The sequence below is a fragment of the Mannheimia sp. genome, assembly GCF_056854775.1.
The window spans coordinates 1-18468 of sequence record NZ_JBXGGI010000013.1 but is presented as its reverse complement, the minus strand read 5'-3'; the positions used below and the strand labels follow the sequence as shown (position 1 = coordinate 18468).

Annotated in this window: 19 protein-coding genes and 3 tRNA genes; 7 read left to right on the top strand and 15 right to left on the bottom strand. The window is 42.1% G+C overall.

Annotation, left to right across the window (positions count from 1 at the left end):
* The 4 genes from ACJHV0_RS01115 to pilW form a co-directional block, all read right to left on the bottom strand.
* The coding region (locus tag ACJHV0_RS01115) for a DUF805 domain-containing protein (RefSeq protein ID WP_483133135.1) at positions 1-308 on the bottom strand (308 nt) is incomplete at its 3' end.
* Positions 309-315: 7 nt separating this feature from the next.
* A complete protein-coding gene (locus ACJHV0_RS01110) occupies positions 316-558 on the bottom strand; it encodes a hypothetical protein (protein ID WP_483133134.1) in 243 nt (80 codons plus the stop codon).
* Positions 559-687: 129 nt separating this feature from the next.
* Positions 688-3024 (bottom strand): Tex family protein, encoded by a 2337-nt coding sequence (locus tag ACJHV0_RS01105; RefSeq protein WP_483133133.1) that lies wholly within the window; start codon positions 3022-3024, stop codon positions 688-690.
* Positions 3021-3578: a type IV pilus biogenesis/stability protein PilW gene (gene pilW / locus ACJHV0_RS01100; RefSeq protein WP_025235396.1), complete on the bottom strand. Its 558-nt coding sequence runs from the start codon at positions 3576-3578 to the stop codon at positions 3021-3023. Before pilW ends, ACJHV0_RS01105 begins: the two co-directional genes overlap by 4 nt.
* A gap of 215 nt (positions 3579-3793) precedes the next feature.
* Between pilW and ACJHV0_RS01095 the strand changes: the two genes are divergently transcribed.
* Together ACJHV0_RS01095 and ACJHV0_RS01090 are read left to right on the top strand one after the other, a co-directional pair.
* Positions 3794-4165, top strand: a complete 372-nt coding sequence (locus ACJHV0_RS01095; RefSeq protein ID WP_483133132.1) for a type II toxin-antitoxin system RelE/ParE family toxin — start codon at positions 3794-3796, stop codon at positions 4163-4165.
* Positions 4149-4451: a helix-turn-helix domain-containing protein gene (locus ACJHV0_RS01090; RefSeq protein WP_334254332.1), complete on the top strand. Its 303-nt coding sequence runs from the start codon at positions 4149-4151 to the stop codon at positions 4449-4451. The genes ACJHV0_RS01095 and ACJHV0_RS01090 overlap by 17 nt, the downstream gene beginning before the upstream one ends.
* A gap of 42 nt (positions 4452-4493) precedes the next feature.
* Here the strand turns inward: ACJHV0_RS01090 and rlmN are convergent, their stop codons facing one another.
* Positions 4494-5654 carry a dual-specificity RNA methyltransferase RlmN gene (rlmN, locus tag ACJHV0_RS01085; RefSeq protein WP_112110582.1) on the bottom strand — a complete coding sequence of 387 codons (1161 nt, stop codon included), beginning with the start codon at positions 5652-5654 and terminating at the stop codon, positions 4494-4496.
* Positions 5655-5902: 248 nt separating this feature from the next.
* Here rlmN and ACJHV0_RS01080 point away from each other — a divergent pair, with 248 nt between their 5' ends.
* Positions 5903-6799: a metal ABC transporter substrate-binding protein gene (locus ACJHV0_RS01080; protein WP_112110581.1), complete on the top strand. Its 897-nt coding sequence runs from the start codon at positions 5903-5905 to the stop codon at positions 6797-6799.
* Between the two features lie 11 nt (positions 6800-6810).
* Positions 6811-7554: a metal ABC transporter ATP-binding protein gene (locus ACJHV0_RS01075; protein WP_025216715.1), complete on the top strand. Its 744-nt coding sequence runs from the start codon at positions 6811-6813 to the stop codon at positions 7552-7554.
* A 47-nt stretch (positions 7555-7601) separates the two neighbouring features.
* On the opposite strand, the gene ACJHV0_RS01070 is transcribed toward ACJHV0_RS01075, so the two are convergent.
* The 8 genes from ACJHV0_RS01070 to ACJHV0_RS01035 form a co-directional block, all read right to left on the bottom strand.
* Entirely contained in the window at positions 7602-8411 is an 810-nt protein-coding gene (locus tag ACJHV0_RS01070) for a metal ABC transporter permease (protein WP_334235599.1), read from the bottom strand.
* A complete protein-coding gene (locus tag ACJHV0_RS01065; RefSeq protein WP_483133131.1) occupies positions 8404-9279 on the bottom strand; it encodes a metal ABC transporter permease in 876 nt (291 codons plus the stop codon). The genes ACJHV0_RS01070 and ACJHV0_RS01065 overlap by 8 nt, the downstream gene beginning before the upstream one ends.
* Before the next feature lie 83 nt (positions 9280-9362).
* Positions 9363-10145, bottom strand: coding sequence for a Rossmann-fold NAD(P)-binding domain-containing protein (locus ACJHV0_RS01060; protein ID WP_483133130.1), 783 nt, complete (start codon positions 10143-10145; stop codon positions 9363-9365).
* Positions 10146-10198: 53 nt separating this feature from the next.
* A tRNA-Gly gene (locus tag ACJHV0_RS01055) sits at positions 10199-10274 on the bottom strand.
* A gap of 21 nt (positions 10275-10295) precedes the next feature.
* Positions 10296-10382, bottom strand: a tRNA-Leu gene (locus ACJHV0_RS01050).
* 16 nt (positions 10383-10398) lie between these two features.
* Positions 10399-10474 (bottom strand) — tRNA-Gly (locus tag ACJHV0_RS01045).
* A 172-nt stretch (positions 10475-10646) separates the two neighbouring features.
* Positions 10647-11879 (bottom strand): peptidase T, encoded by a 1233-nt coding sequence (gene pepT / locus ACJHV0_RS01040; RefSeq protein WP_483133129.1) that lies wholly within the window; start codon positions 11877-11879, stop codon positions 10647-10649.
* 157 nt (positions 11880-12036) lie between these two features.
* Positions 12037-12426 carry a helix-turn-helix domain-containing protein gene (locus ACJHV0_RS01035; RefSeq protein ID WP_334231885.1) on the bottom strand — a complete coding sequence of 130 codons (390 nt, stop codon included), beginning with the start codon at positions 12424-12426 and terminating at the stop codon, positions 12037-12039.
* Positions 12427-12526: 100 nt separating this feature from the next.
* Between ACJHV0_RS01035 and ACJHV0_RS01030 the strand changes: the two genes are divergently transcribed.
* Both ACJHV0_RS01030 and ACJHV0_RS01025 read left to right on the top strand, forming a co-directional pair.
* Entirely contained in the window at positions 12527-12784 is a 258-nt protein-coding gene (locus tag ACJHV0_RS01030; RefSeq protein WP_025235387.1) for a hypothetical protein, read from the top strand.
* A gap of 13 nt (positions 12785-12797) precedes the next feature.
* Positions 12798-12974, top strand: a complete 177-nt coding sequence (locus tag ACJHV0_RS01025) for an excalibur calcium-binding domain-containing protein (RefSeq protein WP_231475494.1) — start codon at positions 12798-12800, stop codon at positions 12972-12974.
* A 50-nt stretch (positions 12975-13024) separates the two neighbouring features.
* On the opposite strand, the gene mfd is transcribed toward ACJHV0_RS01025, so the two are convergent.
* Positions 13025-16474 carry a transcription-repair coupling factor gene (gene mfd, locus ACJHV0_RS01020; RefSeq protein WP_483133128.1) on the bottom strand — a complete coding sequence of 1150 codons (3450 nt, stop codon included), beginning with the start codon at positions 16472-16474 and terminating at the stop codon, positions 13025-13027.
* A gap of 161 nt (positions 16475-16635) precedes the next feature.
* On the opposite strand from mfd, the gene ACJHV0_RS01015 reads away from it, so the two are divergent.
* Positions 16636-17853, top strand: a complete 1218-nt coding sequence (locus tag ACJHV0_RS01015; RefSeq protein ID WP_334231878.1) for an aromatic amino acid transport family protein — start codon at positions 16636-16638, stop codon at positions 17851-17853.
* A gap of 70 nt (positions 17854-17923) precedes the next feature.
* Here the strand turns inward: ACJHV0_RS01015 and hutX are convergent.
* On the bottom strand, positions 17924-18468 hold a 545-nt coding region (hutX, locus tag ACJHV0_RS01010; protein WP_483133127.1), incomplete at its 5' end, for a heme utilization cystosolic carrier protein HutX.

Here is an 18468-nt window from a genome sequence, read left to right as displayed (position 1 = left end):
CTAGGAATATTAAGACTCCGTAATCTACGTCTTGCAGCGGAGCAAAATATATACCCAGAAATAGAGCCTAACATAATTAGGATGCTAAATAGAATCAGGACTTTCTCTAAATTGAAATCACTATACTCTGGTAATATTTCTAGCAATACTTTTGCTCCAAATATAAGAACGAAAATAAATATAGGTAATGTAAATAGAGTAATAATAAAAAATTGTAGCCTGTTAGCTCTACCTTCAAAAGAAAATAATTTTCCTTCAGAAAATAATTGTGATTTAATGTGTTCGATTCCTGAGCTGTTATTCATCATTTTCTCCTTATTTTTTACGTTGAATACGAAGTTCTAACACCTTCGGTGAATAATTCCATACAACCTCAAAATAAGGTTGCTCCTTTGTAATTCTTTGCATTACTTTTTCAATAATCTCATCAGAGTAATGATGTAAAATATCCGCATCTTGTTCATAAAGGTGTAAGTCCTCTTCAATCAAAATACGAATCTTATTTTTAACGACATTATTGACAAGCTCATACGCCTCATTAAGCTCTTGATTTTTCATATAGAGTATCTCTTGTTTAGATAAATAAAGGTTTATAGGAAGTGTTAGGGCTTTCTCTGTCAAGAGAAAGCCCGATTAGGATATCCTAATCGGGCTTGTGACTAAAAAGCTGAAATAAGCAAAATAATTTTACTTCTTCCACCCTTTCAACGCATCAGCAAAGGCATTATTGCCAAATGCATTGCGGTTATCATTACGCAAGCGGTCATTTTTTGGCGAATTTTTGCGAATTTCTTGCGAATTTCGACCGCTTATTGCCTCACTTTTCGCGGCAGGGCTGTCATCTAAACGCATAGTTAAAGCAATACGTTTGCGTGCAGCATCCACCTCTAGCACTTTCACTTTTACCACATCACCGGCTTTCACCACTGTGTGCGGATCTTCCACAAAAGAGTTGGAAAGCATTGAGATATGTACTAAACCGTCTTGATGAACGCCGATATCCACGAAAGCCCCAAAGTTGGCAACATTGGTGACTGTACCTTCTAAAATCATACCGGCTTTTAAGTCAGAAATCTCTTCTACGCCGTCCATAAAGTTAGCAGTTTTGAATTCTCCTCGTGGGTCACGTCCCGGTTTTTCTAACTCTTTGAAGATATCATTCACGGTTGGTAAACCAAACTGTTCGTCCACAAAATCTTTGGCATTCAGTGAGTGAATTTTAGTCGCATTGCCCATTAACTCTGCGAGAGTTGAGGTAGTCGCTTGCAAGATTTTTTCCACCACTGGGTAAGCCTCAGGGTGAACGCTAGAGGCATCTAACGCATTTTTGCCGCCTAAAATTCGCATAAAGCCGGCACACTGTTCAAATGCTTTTGGCCCTAAGCGAGGGACTTTTTTCAGCTCAGTACGACTAGCAAAACGCCCGTTTTCATCCCGGAATGCTACAATATTTTCCGCCAAGGTTTTGGTCATTCCAGCTACTCTAGCGAGTAAAGGTGCTGATGCGGTGTTCAAATCCACCCCAACGGCATTTACACAATCTTCCACCACCGCATCCAGTTTGCGGGCTAATTGGGATTGATTCACATCGTGCTGATACTGCCCCACTCCAATCGCTTTTGGCTCGATTTTTACCAATTCCGCCAACGGATCTTGCAAACGGCGGGCAATCGACACAGCCCCACGCAGCGAGACATCTAAATTCGGGAACTCATTTGCCGCAAACTCCGATGCCGAGTAAACCGATGCCCCCGCCTCGCTCACAACCACGGTTTGCGGTTTGTTTTCTTTGATCTCTTTAATCACTCCCTTAGCAAAACGTTCGGTTTCACGGGAGGCTGTACCGTTACCAATCGCAATCAGCTCCACATTATGTTTTTTAATCAAGCTGAAAATTGCCACTTGAGCCTCTGATTCTCGCCCTGTGTGCGGATAAATGGTCGCAGTATCAAGCAGTTTGCCTGTGTTATCCACCACAGCGACTTTTACGCCAGTACGCAAGCCGGGGTCTAAGCCCATCGTATTTCTTGCCCCTGCCGGTGCTGCCATCAATAAGGCGGAAAGGTTGCGGGCGAAAACATCAATCGCCTCTTCTTCCGCTTTTTCACGCAAGCTGCCCATTAGTTCAGTTTCTAAATGCAGTGCGGCTTTGATTTTCCACGTCCAAGTAATCACTTGCTCACGCCATTTGTCGGCAGGTTGATTATTGAAAATTACCCCTAAGTGGCTGCGGATAATCTCTTCACAATGGCTGCTTTTTGCCCCTTCTTCCGCTTCCGGATCAGCATTTAGCGAAAGGGATAAAATGCCCTCGTTACGCCCTCGGAACATTGCTAATGCTCGGTGGGAAGGCACGGTTTTAAACGGCTCACTGTGGGCGAAATAATCACGGAATTTCTCACCCTCTTCCTCTTTACCCTCAATCACTTTCGATTCAAGCGTGGCGTAAGCGGTCAAATATTGGCGAAGTTTTGCAAGTAATTCCGCATCTTCGGCAAAGCGTTCCATTAAAATATATCTTGCCCCGTCTAAAGCGGCTTTGCTATCGGCAACGCCTTTTTCAGCATTGATAAATTGTTCAGCAAGTAATTCGGGCACTTGGTTTGGATTATTCCATAACGTTTCCGCCAAAGGCTCTAATCCCGCCTCAATCGCAATTTGTCCACGAGTACGGCGTTTGGGTTTGTACGGTAAATAGAGATCTTCTAACTCGGTTTTGCTTTCGCAATTTAAGATTTTCTCTCTTAATTCCTCGGTGAGTTTGCCTTGTTCTTCAATAGATTTCAGAATGGTTTGACGGCGGTCGTCCATTTCACGTAAATAGATTAAACGTGTTTCAAAATGGCGAAGTTGGGTGTCATCTAGTCCACCCGTTACCTCTTTACGATAACGAGCGATAAAGGGGATGGTGTTGCCCTCGTCTAATAAAGTCATTGCCGCTAAAATTTGATGTGATCCCACATTTAATTCACCGGCAATAATTTGGCTGATTTGACGATTTAACTCACTGTTTAATTGGCTCATTGATTTTCCTTCAATAAATTCGCTCGAGCTTTATCTAATTTTTCGAGCTGGGTTAATGTTTCATTCACTTTCTGCGGGTTTGGCTCTTTTTTCGCACACAGAATGATATTTTCTAAGCTATCTGCTTGATGATAATAGGGTTTTGGGCTTTTTACCGCTTGTTCAAATTGTTGATACGCCTGTTGGAATTGACCTTGTTTACATAAAAAAGTGCCGTAATTATTCAGCACATCAGGACGATTTTCACTTAAATTGAGCGCTTGTTGATAGGCTTTTTCAGCATTTTCAATATCACCTGTTTGTTGATAATAGTAGGCTAATACCGAATAAGGGAGGTAATCTTTTTCATCGTGAGCAAGGGCTTTATCAATATTTTGTTTTGCTTTGGGGAAATCGTTTTGTTCCAAATAGGCTAAAGCAAGATTAATGCGGGCTTTCACTGCTTCAGAGCGATTAAATTCAGGTTCGGAGGAAGATTCTTGCTGAGAAGAACACGCCGCCAATAACACTATCGCCATACAAGCGGTTATTTTTTTAAGAAATTTTGCAAACATAGCGTTCTCCTGTCATCAAAAGGCTAAATTTTACTGTTCAATACCCTATAAGACTAGAGATTTTTGCATAAAGAGGGAAATTTTTCGTGCGATTTTTTCGACGTAGATCGCAAAAATAATAATTGGAAGTTGCGTCGTTCTATGCTTTTTCTCAAGATACTTGACACGCTATAAAATCTCCCTAAACTAATCACTTATGATTACAAGGAATTGTTATGACAAATCCTCAGAATCAGGCTATTCAATCTTTTGATGTGTTTCTGACAAAGCATGCTCACAAAGAATTTTTAGCATTACCGGTTTCACTCCAAGCAGCAACTGCCGATGTTATTAATGAGCTAAAATTATACGGAAATACGCTTAGTGAACCAGAAGTAAAATCTTTTCAAAATGGGCTTAAAGAACTAAGAGCAAAATCAAGAGAGGGAATTTCTCGTAGCTTCTTTTTCTTTATTAAAGGTAAGCAAGCCTATATCGTGCACATTTTTCAGAAAAAGAGCCAAAAAACACCTAAGCATAACCTCGAACTTGCCATTGAACGTATGAAGAAATTAAAACAGGAATTAGAAAATGACAAAAGATCTTGATTTAGCAGTTATCTCTTTTGATGAAGTGCTACAGCAAGCGATGACAAATCCTCACTTTAAAGAGGAATTTGACGAGCTGAGAGTACAGCGAGAATTAGCTCAAATGCTAAAACAGGCAAGGCTTGAGAAAAACCTCACACAAGCACAAGTTGCCGAGCTTTCAGGGATTAATGTAAAAAATATCAGTCGCTTAGAACGAGGCGTAGTTTCTCCTAAATACGCAACGGTTGTCCGCTACGTAAATGCATTAGGTGGTTCATTCCAATATGTTCCACATTTAGGATAAAAAGAACAAAAGGCAGGAAACCCTGCCTTTTCTCTATTCAGATTAATGCGTTTTTACATCAATACCTTGTCCAAACTTGCGTTTTTCTAAGGTGCGTTTGGTGCGATCGATCACATCACCGGCAAGCTGACCGCAAGCAGCGTCAATGTCATCGCCTCGGGTTTTACGCACTGTTACGGTGAAGCCGTATTCCATCAGCGTTTTTTGGAAGCGATCAACACGGGAATTTGAACTCTTGCCATAAGGAGCTTCCGGGAACGGGTTCCAAGGAATTAAGTTCACTTTACACGGGGTATTTTTCAACACTTCCGCAAGTTGATGTGCGTGGTCTGTGCTGTCATTGACGTGATCTAACATCACATATTCAATCGTTACTTTACCGTGGTTAGCGTTAGATACCTCTAAGTATTTATTCACCGATTCCATCAACATTTTAATGTTATATTTTTTGTTAATCGGCACTAATACATCACGCAATTCATCATTCGGTGCGTGGAGCGAGATCGCTAACGCCACATCAATTTGCTCACGCATTTTATCTAATGCCGGCACAACTCCTGAGGTGGAAAGGGTTACACGGCGTTTTGATAAGCCGTAGGCAAAATCGTCCAACATAATTTCCATTGCAGGAATCACATTGTTCATATTCAAAAGCGGCTCGCCCATTCCCATCATCACCACATTGGTAATCGGACGTACACCGGTTACGCCAAAGTTACCGATAATTTTAGAAGCTCGCCACACTTGCCCGATAATTTCTGACACGCTTAAGTTGCGGTTAAAACCTTGTTGAGCAGTTGAACAGAAGGTACACGCCAATGCACAGCCTACTTGTGAAGATACACAAAGGGTTGCACGATCATCTTCCGGGATATATACGGTTTCGATTTGCTGATCGCCTACTTGCATCGCCCATTTGATTGTACCATCTGCCGAGCGTTGTTCTACTGCCACTTCCGGTGCTTTAATTTCCGCAATACGTTTTAATTTCTCACGCAATACCTTATTGATATTGCTCATATTATCGAAATTATCTTCCCCAAAATGGTAAATCCATTTCATTAGCTGATCGGCACGGAAAGGTTTTTCCCCCATTTCGGCAAACAGCTCACGCATTTCTTGGCGGTTTAGGTTTAATAAATTGATTTTTTCTTTCGGTTGGTCTGCTGCTCCACAGGCAGCATTAGTGATTTGTTCTGACATAAAATTAGAAAGCCTCGTTGTTACACGTTTTGTGGCAAAAGGTTAGGACGAACTTGCCCTTGTTTTGCGATGATTTTTAAAGCGTGCAATTTTACTGGTTCTTTTGTTTTAAGGCTAGTGCTTTTTAAGTCAAAATGTTTTGGATAAATAATATCCTTATAAAATATAAGACTATTTACATTAATCTAAATGATCTATAGAATATCAAACGATAATAATCATTCTCAATAACAAAAAGGAGGCTGAAAATGAAATTATCAACAATCAAAAAAGCATTAGTCTTAACCTTTGGTTTAAGCTCTGCAATGGCAATGGCAGAACCGTTTAAAGTTGTAACCACCTTTACCGTTATTCAAGATATTGCACAAAACGTAGCAGGTGATAAAGCTACTGTTGAATCAATTACTAAACCCGGGGCGGAAATTCACGATTATCAACCTACACCAAAAGATATTGTAAAAGCCCAAAAAGCTGATTTAGTATTATGGAATGGTATGAACCTTGAGCGTTGGTTTGAGCGTTTCTTTGAAAATGTAAAAGGTAAACCTGCCGTTGTTGTAACCGAAGGGATTACTCCAATGCCAATTACCGAAGGCGAATATAAAAACTTGCCGAATCCACACGCTTGGATGTCCACCGACAATGCATTAATTTACATTGAAAACATTCGTGCAGCTTTAGTAAAATACGACCCTAAAAATGCCGAAACTTACAACGCAAATGCAAAAGCCTATGCTGAAAAAGTCAAAGGCATTGCTGAGCCACTTCGCCAACGTTTAGCCTTTATTCCTGAGCAACAACGCTGGCTGGTTACAAGCGAAGGGGCATTTAGCTATCTTGCAAAAGACTACAACTTAAAAGAGCTTTATTTATGGGCGATCAACGCCGAAGAGCAAGGCTCACCGAAACAAGTTAAAAAAGTGATTGATGGCGTGAAAGCGAATAAAATCCCTGTTGTCTTTAGTGAAAGTACCGTTTCAGATAAACCTGCTAAACAAGTAGCGAAAGAAACCGGTGCGTTATACGGTGGTGTGATTTATGTAGATTCACTTTCAGAAAAAGATGGTCCTGTACCAACTTATTTAGATCTACTGAATGTTACCATCAGCACCATTGTTGAAGGTTTCGAGCGTAGTAAAAAATAACCAGAGTTAAAATGACAACACATTCAACCTCCATTTCCGTCGAAAATTTATCCGTCCGTTACAATAACGGACACATCGCCTTGCACGATGTGTCGTTTCAGCTTGAAAACGGTACGATTTGTGCATTAATCGGGGTAAATGGAGGGGGTAAATCCACACTTTTTAAAAGTTTAATGGGGCTGGTAAAACCACTTACCGGCTCAGTTAAACTGAGTCAATTACCCATTTCTAAAGCCTTAAAGCAAAATTTAGTCTCTTATGTGCCACAAAGTGAAGAGGTAGACTGGCAATTCCCTGTTTCTGTTTATGATGTCGTAATGATGGGGCGATACGGCTATATGAATTTCTTGCGTATTCCTCGTGGAATTGACAAACAAAAAGCAGAACAAGCAATGGAGCGTGTCGGTGTTTTGCATCTGAAAGAACGACAAATTGGCGAACTTTCCGGTGGGCAGAAAAAGCGAGTCTTTCTCGCCCGAGCCTTAGCCCAAGAAAGTAAGATTATTTTGTTAGATGAGCCTTTTACAGGTGTTGATGTAAAAACTGAAAATGCCATTGTTGAATTGCTCAAACAGCTCAAAGAAGAAGGGCATTTGATTTTAGTTTCTACTCATAATCTTGCCAGCGTGCCAAGTTTTTGCGATCAGGTGTTAATGATCAACCGAACATTATTAGCCGCCGGCAAAACAGAAGAAACCTTTAATAATCAAAACCTAGAAAGGGTATTTGGTGGTTTATTGCATTATCAAAAATAGTGTTTGAACAATAGGGAGGCTAACGCACTCCCTATTTTTTATTTGTGTTAGCGGATTTTAGAATACGCAAAACTTAGGAAAAAAATGACCGCTTGTACTAGAATGATAGTCGGACCTGTAGCAGCATCAATATGGTAGCTTAGTAAAGTACCAAATACAGATGAACCGACGGAAATCACTAACGCAATGGCAAGCATTTTATCAAACCGCTTTGTGAGCAAGTAAGCAGTAATCCCCGGTGTAATCAGCATCGCAACTACCAAAATCACCCCTACAACTTGCATTGCACTGATAATGGTTAAAGCTAATAGCGATAGCAAGCCATAGTGCAAGAATTTCACCGGCAAACCAACCACTTTAGCTTGGTTCATATCAAAACAATAAAGTAAGAAATCTTTACGTTTGAGCAACATAACTGCAAAAGTGAAAAGGCTAACCACCACTGTTTGGATTAAATCGCTTTTCGTTACCCCTAATAAGTTCCCAAACAAAATATGGGTTAAATGTTCACCCGTATTAAATGCGGTAAATAACAGAATCCCAAAGGCAAACATACCCGAAAACACAATCCCCATAATGGTGTCTTCTTTTAAACGACTGTTCTCTTTTAAATAGCCAACCGATAACGCACAAAATAAGCCCGAAGAAAATGCACCAATCGCAAGTGGTAAGCCTAATAATGAAGAAATCACCACACCCGGCAATACTGCGTGGGAAATGGCATCCCCCATTAAAGACCACCCCTTCAACACCAAATAGCAAGAGAGAACGGCACTCACACTCGCCACTAAAATAGCTGTGATGAGGGCGGTTTGCATAAACTCAAACTGAAGAGGTTCTAAAATCCAATCAAGCATTTTGCTCCTCCCCTTCTCGCTCTCCTCCTTTCACAAATTGACCTTTTTGCGACACTAAACCATATTTAGGAGCGAAACAAAATGCAGCGAGAAAAATCAAGGTTTGCAGGCATACAATCACAGCTCCTGTTGCCCCATCTAAAAAGTAGCTTAAATACGCTCCTAGCCCTGAAGTTAGTGTGCCGATAATCATTGCAATCATTACGACTTTAGAGAAACGATCCGACAATAAATACGCCGTTGCTCCCGGTGTTACCACCATCGCAATCACTAAAATTGCCCCAACAGTTTGTAATGCCACTACCACACAGGCACTTAACAGAGTAAAGAAGATGACTTTATAGCGTAATGGCGAAATACCCACTGAAAGAGCGTGGTGCTCGTCAAAAAAGACGAGTAGCAAATCCTTCCAAAATAGGATCAAACCGAGTAACGAAATGGCGATAATCAGTACCACTTGCCACAAATCTTCATCAGCAATCCCTAAAATATTTCCCATCACAATGGAATTTACGTCCACTGATATCGGATTTAAGGAAACAATAAACATTCCTAAGGCAAAAAAGGTGGTAAAAATAAAGCCGATGACAGCATCTTCTTTAATTTTTGTGAGGCTTTTTACCCAAAGAATTGATAATGCCGCCAAAATCCCCGAAAAAAACGCCCCAACGGCGTAAGGTAATTTTAACGCATAAGCAATGGCAACTCCCGGCACGACTGCGTGCGACAAGGCATCACCAATTAAAGACCAGCCTTTTAGCATTAAAAAGGCGGAGAGAAAAGCACAAACCAAGCCCACTCCCATACTCACAAAAATCGCTTTTTGCATATAGTTGTAGGCAAAAGGTTCTAATAAAACATCAAGCATAAAATCCTAACAAGTTGTTGATAATAGTTCGTATATACTACCATATAAACCACTTTGTATGTAGGGATTAAACCTGTATTTTGCTAAATATCTAATTTAAAATCGTAAGGATTCGGATAGCGATAAATAAAGCCCAATTCTGTGCAAATTTTTTCCGCCTTTACTACTCTCACAAGCGGTTGATTTTCGTCAGAAAATTGCAAATCCGCCAAGCCAAAGCGTTTTGCCATTTCGCCATAATACGCTTTACGAGTAGGGTGCTGTTCTGCACATAAATGGAAAATGCGTTGCCCGTTTGGTTTAGCTAAAAGTAAGGAAATGGCGGATACACAATCCTCTAAATGGACTAAATTCACAGGTTGGTTTGGTGATTTCAAATTCGATTTTCCCGCCAAATAAAACACTGGGTGGCGTTGTTTGCCGACTAGTCCAGCTAATCGCAAAATATCGCAATCAAGTTTTTGGCTTAACAACCAATTTTCTACTTTTGCAAGCAACGAATTTGGATCCGCTTCAGTATCTTCGGCAAAATTCCCCTCCGACATCGGCAAAACTGAGGTCGAGCTGATAAAAATCAAATGTTTTAAGCCTTTAGTCATCGCAAATGATGCCAGTTTTTGGATACCCGAAAAATACCCCTCTTCACTTGTCGTAGAAGGCGGCAAAGCAATAACCATTGCATCGGTTGCCAAAATACGCTCAATGTCAGGCGTAATGGCAAAATGATTTAAGTCTAGCGGATAGCACTCAACTGGTATATCGCCCACTGTGCGTTTTGTGCCGGCAACTTGCCAGCCCTCATTTTGTAATTTTTGGGCGAGCGGTAAGCCGAGCCAGCCTAAGCCGATAATGGTGATTTTTTTCATAAATTTTAGGCATAAAAAAAGCACCTTGTGGTGCTATCTGTTCTTTTTAAGATTGGAGCGGGAAACGAGGCTCGAACTCGCGACCCCGACCTTGGCAAGGTCGTGCTCTACCAACTGAGCTATTCCCGCATATTTGGTATATTATCGAAATGGTGCCCGAGGCCAGACTTGAACTGGCACGCCCCGAAAGGCGAGCCATTTTAAATCCTTTGCGTCTACCGATTCCGCCACTCGGGCAGCACGATATAGAAATTGGAGCGGGAAACGAGGCTCGAACTCGCGACCCCGACCTTGGCAAGGTCGTGCTCTACCAACTGAGCTATTCCCGCATTTAAAAACGCTACGAACTTCGTAGCGTCTCAACAGGTGCATATTCTATGGATTTCCGATTTAATGTCAAATAAATTTACAGGAAATCTTTAAAAAATGGTTTAAGTGGCGAAAAATAAGGCTTTTTTGCAAATTTTTGCACAAATTTAACCGCTTGTAATTCACTCTAGGCTAAAATTGATGCTCGGTAAAGCCTGTTGCAATACCAACTACAACCATTGCCGCCTTTTCCATTGTATCAACAGAAATAAATTCAAAACGTCCGTGGAAGTTCTCTCCTCCGGTAAATAAATTAGGACAAGGCAAGCCCATAAATGATAAACGCGAACCATCTGTACCACCTCGAATTGGCTCTAAATTCGGCTCAATGCCCTGCTCCCGCATTACTTTTTCCGCAATCTCAATCAGGTATGGATAGCCGTCTAATACCTCAAGCATATTGCGATACTGTTCAATAATCTCAACTTTGCCGCAGTTTTCGCCGTAAATTTTCTGCATTTCTGCCATCGTGTCTGTCAGCATTTTGCCAAATGTTGCCAGCTCTTCACGCTCAAAACTACGAAGAATATAACGCACTTCTGCTTTATCTACACCGCCTTCAATATCGTGCATCATAATAAAACCTTCACGATGCTCACTAGTTGCCGGGGTTAAATGTGGCGGTAAACGATTCTGGAATTCGCACGCTCGTTCTAACGCATTGATCATTTTACCTTTTGCCGTGCCGGGGTGAACGCTGCGACCAAAGAAAGTTACCACTGCGGCATCGGCATTGAAATTCTCATACTGCAACTCGCCAAGCGGACCTCCATCAAGCGTAAACGCTACATCGGCACCAAAAGCTTTTACATCAAAATGATCTGCACCACGCCCAATCTCTTCATCGGTGGTAAAACCAATGCGGATTTTACCGTGCGAAATCTGCGGATTAGCTTGTAAATACTCAATCGCCGAGAGAATAATCGCAATGCCCGACTTATCATCTGCCCCTAGCAGACTTGTGCCGTCAGTCGTTACCAATGTCTCGCCAATAAGTTTGTTTAAATTTGGAAAGTCGTTCGGCGAAAGCTTATCACCACTACCGCTTAATAAAATATCGCCTCCTTGATAACATTCAATTACCTGAGGCTTAACGTGCTTACCATTAAAATCGGGCGAAGTATCAACGTGTGCAATCAATCCCAACACAGGTATGGAGATATCCGTATTGGCAGGCAGTGTAGCAAACAGATAGCCGTTAGGATCGAGAAAAATTTCCGTCAGCCCCATTGATTCCACCTCTGCTTTCAAAAGGTTGAGCAAATCCCATTGTTGAGGAGAACTTGGCACGCTTTGGCTTTTCGGGTCAGAAGTAGTGTAGATTTGGGTATAACGTAAAAGACGGTTTAGAAGGGCTTGTTTCATATAATGTCCTTAATCATAGAATTTGCAACATTTTAGCCGAAATTGACCGCTTGTTACCAACAATATTCGGTTTTCGTTTCTGTGCGGCACTCTTTCAAATAAAAAACGATTTTTACGAGATAAATCGCAAAAATCGTTTTATGTGATACCCGATTTGTTATGCACTTTTCATTGAAGCTACAAGAGCGTTCAATGTCTCTATTTGTACCTTTTGCATTTCAATAATCTCCGCTTGATGGGATATTGTCTGCTTTAGTTGAGCAATTTCGGAAACTAAATTTTCTGAAGTTGGATTAATAATATTGATACTATGATTATTTCCACTTTCTTGAAAATAAACCACATTTTTCTCGCCTAATGTCATCAATTCCAACATATCGTAATTCAATACCTCACAAATTTGGCGAAGGCGAGAAAGATTAAGCTGGGTTTCTCCTCTCTCAATTTTGGAATAACCGTGTACGGAAAGCCCAACTCTTTCAGCCATTTCTTCCTGAGACCAACCTCTCGCTTCACGCAAAAAACGGACTTTTTCATTCACATTCATTTTAATCTCCATAAATTCGGTAGAAATGTTCACTTTGGGTTGATTGTAGAGTATTAAACGATAATGACATAATAAATTTAACATCATTTTAAGGAAAATTATGTCTCGCAGTTACTTATTCTATTTTAGCCTATTAATATCTCCCTTTACATACTCTAATGAAGAAATTGATGAGGCTCTCAAACTAGATCCTCGTGTACAGCAATTTGCTGAAGATTTGATGCACAAACAATACTCCTACGAAGATGCTTTTAAATTTGCAGTTTCACAAGCTAAACAGTGTCTTTATGGGAAAACCACTCCAAATAGTAGGATCTGTCAATCCTATGGTTTTTGGAAAGTTCATCTACGTCAATAATAGGAGAAAATCCGTGAAAAAAGCCCTTTTAGCCTTCTCAATCTTATTTGTTTCTTATTCTGCACACGCAGCTAAATGTGCTGATTTTGCAACACAAGCACAGGCACAATCTTATATGCATCAATATAGTGCATATAATTTAGACAGAGATCGTGATGGCATTGCCTGTGAACATCTACCACGCCGCTAAAATATCAATATTTTTAGCTATTTCTAAAGGCAGATGATCTCTGCCTTTTTCTATTCAGCCACGATCTCCCTTAGCAAATTCTCCACAAATTCCAACCGCTTGTTGTTTTCTTCCAGCGGTAATCTGAACTTGAATTTCACTGCCCCTTCGAAGCTATACACCGCCGGTTGTTTTTGGATAAGCTGAATAAACTTCATCGGGTCAGGTTGGGCGGTTGGTTTGAACTCCAAGTAGCCACCGTGGATGCCCGCATCAATTTTCTTCAAGCCGAGCGGTTGGGCGGCGAGGCGGAGTTGGGTGATCGCAAACAAGTTTTTGGTCGCCTCCGGCAGTAATCCGAAGCGGTCGATCAGCTCGATTTTGAGATCTTTGAGCTGGTCTAGGCTTTCCGAGCTTGCGATCCGTTTGTAGAACGACAGTCGCATATTCACATCTGGCAGATAGTCGTCCGGCAGTAATGCCGGTACTCGCAGTTCAATCTCCACTTGGTTTTGGGTGATTTCGTCCAGCGTTGGCTCACGCCCTTCTTGCAAGGCTTTGACCGCATTTTCAAGCAAGTCCATATAGAGCGAAAATCCGATACTTTCGATCTGTCCGCTCTGCTCAGAGCCGAGCAGTTCGCCCGCACCACGGATCTCTAAATCGTGGGTCGCAAGGGCAAAACCTGCACCGAGATTGTCGATAGTACTCATCGCCTCCAAGCGTTGCTCGGCATCTTTGGTCAGCGTTTTCGGGTGTGGCGTAAGCATATAGGCGTAGGCTTGGTGGTGCGAACGCCCCACACGCCCACGCAGTTGGTGGAGCTGTGCCAAGCCGAATTTGTCCGCCCGTTCGATGATAATCGTGTTGGCTGTCGGCACGTCAATCCCTGTTTCGATAATGGTCGAACAAACCAGCAGGTTAAAGCGTTGATGATAAAAATCGCTCATCACTCGCTCCAACTCTCGCTCTCGCATCTGCCCGTGTCCAATCACAACCCTTGCCTCCGGCACAAGTTGGCTCAATTTTTCGGCACAATTTTCAATGGTGGCGACATCGTTATGCAGGTAGTAAACCTGTCCACCACGCAGAATTTCACGCAAAATCGCCTCTCGAATCACCGCCTCATCGCTTTGTCGCACAAAGGTTTTGATCGACAGGCGGCGAGCCGGTGGGCTGGCGATGATAGAGAGATCACGCATTCCGTTCAACGCCATATTGAGCGTTCTCGGAATTGGTGTGGCGGTGAGCGTGAGAATATCGACATTAGCACGCAGTTGCTTGATTTTCTCTTTTTGACGCACGCCAAAACGGTGTTCTTCGTCAATCACCAGCAAGCCGAGATCACTGAAAGCGACATCGTCCTGCAACAGTTTGTGCGTGCCGACCAAAATATCGACTTGGCCGCTAGCGACTTTTTCCAAAATCGCTTTCTGCTCTTTGGCGGTTTTAAAACGGGAAAGCACTTCAACATTCACCGGATAATTAGCAAAACGGTCTTTAAAATTCTCGTAATGCTGCTGGGCAAGCAACGTGGTCGGGGCAAGAATCGCGACCTGTTTATGGTTCATCACCGCCAAGAAAGTTGCCCGAATTGCCACTTCGGTTTTACCGAAACCGACATCGCCACACACCAGTCTATCCATCGCTTTGGCTTGGCACATATCGCTGATAACGGCGTTGATCGCCATTTTTTGATCATCCGTTTCCTCGTAAGGGAAAGTGGCACTGAAACGGTCGAACTCCGCCTTATCGTAGGCAAAGGCAAAACCGGTCTGGCTCTCCCGTTTGGCATAGACATCAAGCAGCTCCGCTGCCACATCTCGGATTTTCTCCGCCGCTTTCTGGCGAGTTTTCGCCCACGCCTCGCTGCCTAATTTGTGCAACGGAGCGGTTTCGTCCGCACCACCAATATAACGGCTGATTAAATGGAGAGAGGCAACGGGAACATACAATTTTGCATCGTTGGCGTAATGCAATACCAAATATTCCGCTTTCATTCCGCCTGCGTCCAATACAGTCAAACCGCCGTAGCGACCTACACCGTTTTCCAAATGCACCACCGCTTGCCCGATTTTCAGCTCCGCCAAGTTGCGAATTAGAGTATCGGGATTAACGGTTTTACGTTTTTTTTCGCTGCGTTTTTGCTGGACTTTTTCGCCAAGCAGGTCGGTTTCGCAAATAATTGCCAAATTTCGACCGCTTGTTTCAATCACAAAACCTTGATCCAAATTGGAAATCATCAACGCAAGCGGTTCAATTTCATCGGAAATTTGCAAAATCTGTTTTGGTTTTACACCAAGGGGGCTAAGCAAATCCAACAGCGTTTCTCTTCGCCCTTCGCTCTCCACCGAGAACAAAATATCGCCCTTAAATTTTTGGCGGAACTGTTGGAACGCCGCAAACGGCTCTTTTGCACCTGATTGAATCGCAAGATCAGGCAAGTTCGCTACATTTGCGTTCATTTTCGCCGCCGATTTGCGAATTTTCTCGGCAGTTATGGTTAAACGTGGGTAGCCTTTCAGCCAGCGGTTCACTTCATCAATCGCAAACCAGAGATCGCTCGGTGGCAACAGCGGACGCATCGGATCCACTCGGCGACTCTCAAAACGGTTTTGTGTATCTTGTTGAAATTGTTCGGCTTTTTGTTGAATATCGGCGTAAGTGATAAACAGCGTGTTCGGGTTGAGGTAATCGAACAGGCTCGCCATTTCCGCAAAAAACAGCGGCTGCCAGTATTCGATCCCCGCATTCAAAATGCCCTTGCTGACTTGCTGATAAATATGCTCCGGCTCACGGCGGATTTCACCGAACGTTTCACGGAATTTGGTTCTAAAATGCTCGATCCCGTTGCTATCTGTCGGGAACTCGTGTGCCGGCAGTAAATTGATTTCGGCAATTTCTGCTTTGGTACGTTGGCTATCCACATCAAAGGTGCGGATAGTGTCGATTTCATCGTCAAAAAAATCCAAACGGAACGGCTCGCTCGCCCCCATTGGGTACAAATCCAAAATCGCCCCACGCACCGCATATTCGCCATATTCCAACACCTGATCCACCGCCCGATAGCCGGCATTTTCCAACTGCAAACGGAGGTTTTGAATCGAAAAACGGTCGCCTTTTTTAATCAGCAGCACATTGTTGGCAAGGTAGCTCGGTGGGCAGACTTTCTGCATTAAGGTGTTGATTGGCAACAGAAAAATCTGCTTACGCCCTTGTTGTAGCTCAAACAGGGTAGAAAGTCGGGCGGAGATAATGTCCTGATGCGGTGAGAAATTATCATACGGCAAGGTTTCCCAGTCGGGGAAAAGTTGCACCGGCAAATCGGCAAATTGCGGCAGCGATTTTTCCAGCCGTAACGCCGTGCGAGTGTCGGGGGTAACGACCACCGTTAAGCCGTTGAACTGTTGGGCGACTTGGCTGATCGCAAGCGTATCGGAATGACCGACAAGATTGCCGAGAGTTTGGTGATCTTGAAAATTACCGTCAATTTGTGGCAGATTAAGTGAAATTAGAGACATACAAGCGGTCTATTTTTGATAAAAAATTACAAATTGTCTCTAGTTTACTAAAGCAAACCAGATTGTGCAAAATAAGCTGAAAAATTATTCTATCTCTCCCGATAGCATTGCTGAAAATTTCTGATAGAATAAATTCCCTTTTTAATTTACTCAAAAAAACTATGAAAAATAAAATCTTAGGAAGTGCATTAATGATTGCAGGCACCACAATCGGTGCGGGTATGCTTGCAATGCCGCTAACCTCTGCGGGTATGGGTTTTGGTGCAACTGCTTTATTACTCATTGGCTTATGGGCATTATTGGCTTATACAGGCTTGTTATTTATGGAGGTATATCAAACCGCTCCACAAAAAGATGTGGGGGTAGCAAGCCTTGCAGAGCAGTATTTTGGTTTGTTCGGACGTGCTTTAGCGACTTTTAGCTTGCTTGTTCTACTCTATGCATTACTTTCAGCTTATATTACCGGTGGTGGTTCACTGCTTAGTGGTATTATGCCGGAAATGGCAGATGCTGATATGAAACTTAAAATCAGCATTTTAATTTTTACAGTGGTATTAGGTGCCTTTGTTGTAGTTGGTGTGAAATCCGTTGATGGTTTAACCCGAGTGCTGTTTCTTGGAAAAATCATCGCTTTCATTGCTGTGTTAGTGATGATGTTACCAAAAGCGAAACTAGAAAACTTAACTGCCATTCCGTTAGATAATTTATTAGTGCTTTCTGCTGTGCCTATTTTCTTTACGGCATTTGGTTTCCACGTAATTATGGGGACTATCAATACCTATTTAGATGCTGATATCGGCAAAATTCGTAAATCGATTTATATCGGTACGGCTATTCCGTTAGTTGCTTATTTATTATGGCAATTGGCTACGCACGGTGTATTAAGTCAAAACGAATTTACGACTATTTTAAAACAAGACCCTACTTTAAACGGCTTAGTAACTGCAACCAGCCAAATTACAGGTAGCACAATTTTAGGCGAAATGGTTCGTTTGTTCTCTGTACTTGCATTAATTACCTCATTCTTAGGTGTTTCGATGGGTATTTTTGAGGGTGTGGGCGATTTATTAAAACGCTTAAACTTACCAACTAACCGCTTATGGCTGACTATTGCGACCTTCACGCCGCCACTGTTGTTTGCGTTGTTCTATCCGGATGGTTTTATTATGGCTTTAGGTTATGCAGGTTTATTATTTGCCTTTTACGGAATGATTTTACCTATCGGTTTGGCGTGGAAAGCTCGTAGACAGCACCCAAATCTGCCTTACCGTGTAATTGGCGGTAATTTAGCCTTAGTTATCGCCTTAATCGCAGGTATTTGCATTATGGTCATTCCATTTTTAATTCAGCTGGGTTATTTACCACAAGCTGTGGGTTAATAAACCGATAAAGGCTACGATTTATCGTAGCCTTTTTACAAGCGGTTAAATTTGAGTAATCTTTTGCAAGTTAGCCGATTAATTTATATAACGCCCTGATTTGATCTTCTTTTAATGCCCCACCTACTTTTTCTCTGCCGACAAAAATCTTAAACATCGCATTCCCTTTTTTGTTGATAAACACCAACGAAACCGTGCGTTTTCCTCTAAATGGGCGGTCTAATAGATAAATCTTGGCACAATTTTCATAGCGTAAATGCCCTTGTAAACCGCCATTTTCTTTGTGTTCAAAATTGTAAAATCCACGAGAAATTGAACCGCTTGGTAATTTACCAACAAACTCAACAATCGCATCTTCCGTATGCGAAATAAAGGTAATTGCATCGTCCCATTCGTGAATTTCTTGTAGAATTTCAGCAAAGCGTTCCCCATCTGTTACTTTAAGCATATCCGGTGGCAGGTTAAGCATTACATCTTCCAGCGAACATTGATATTTTGAAGCAACCATCTCTAAAATTTGACCTGAATTTTCATTTAATTCATTGCGTAAATCGGTTTGTTGTTCTTGAGTTAGCACTGACATTGTTTCTCCTTTAATCAGATAAAAATCGGACA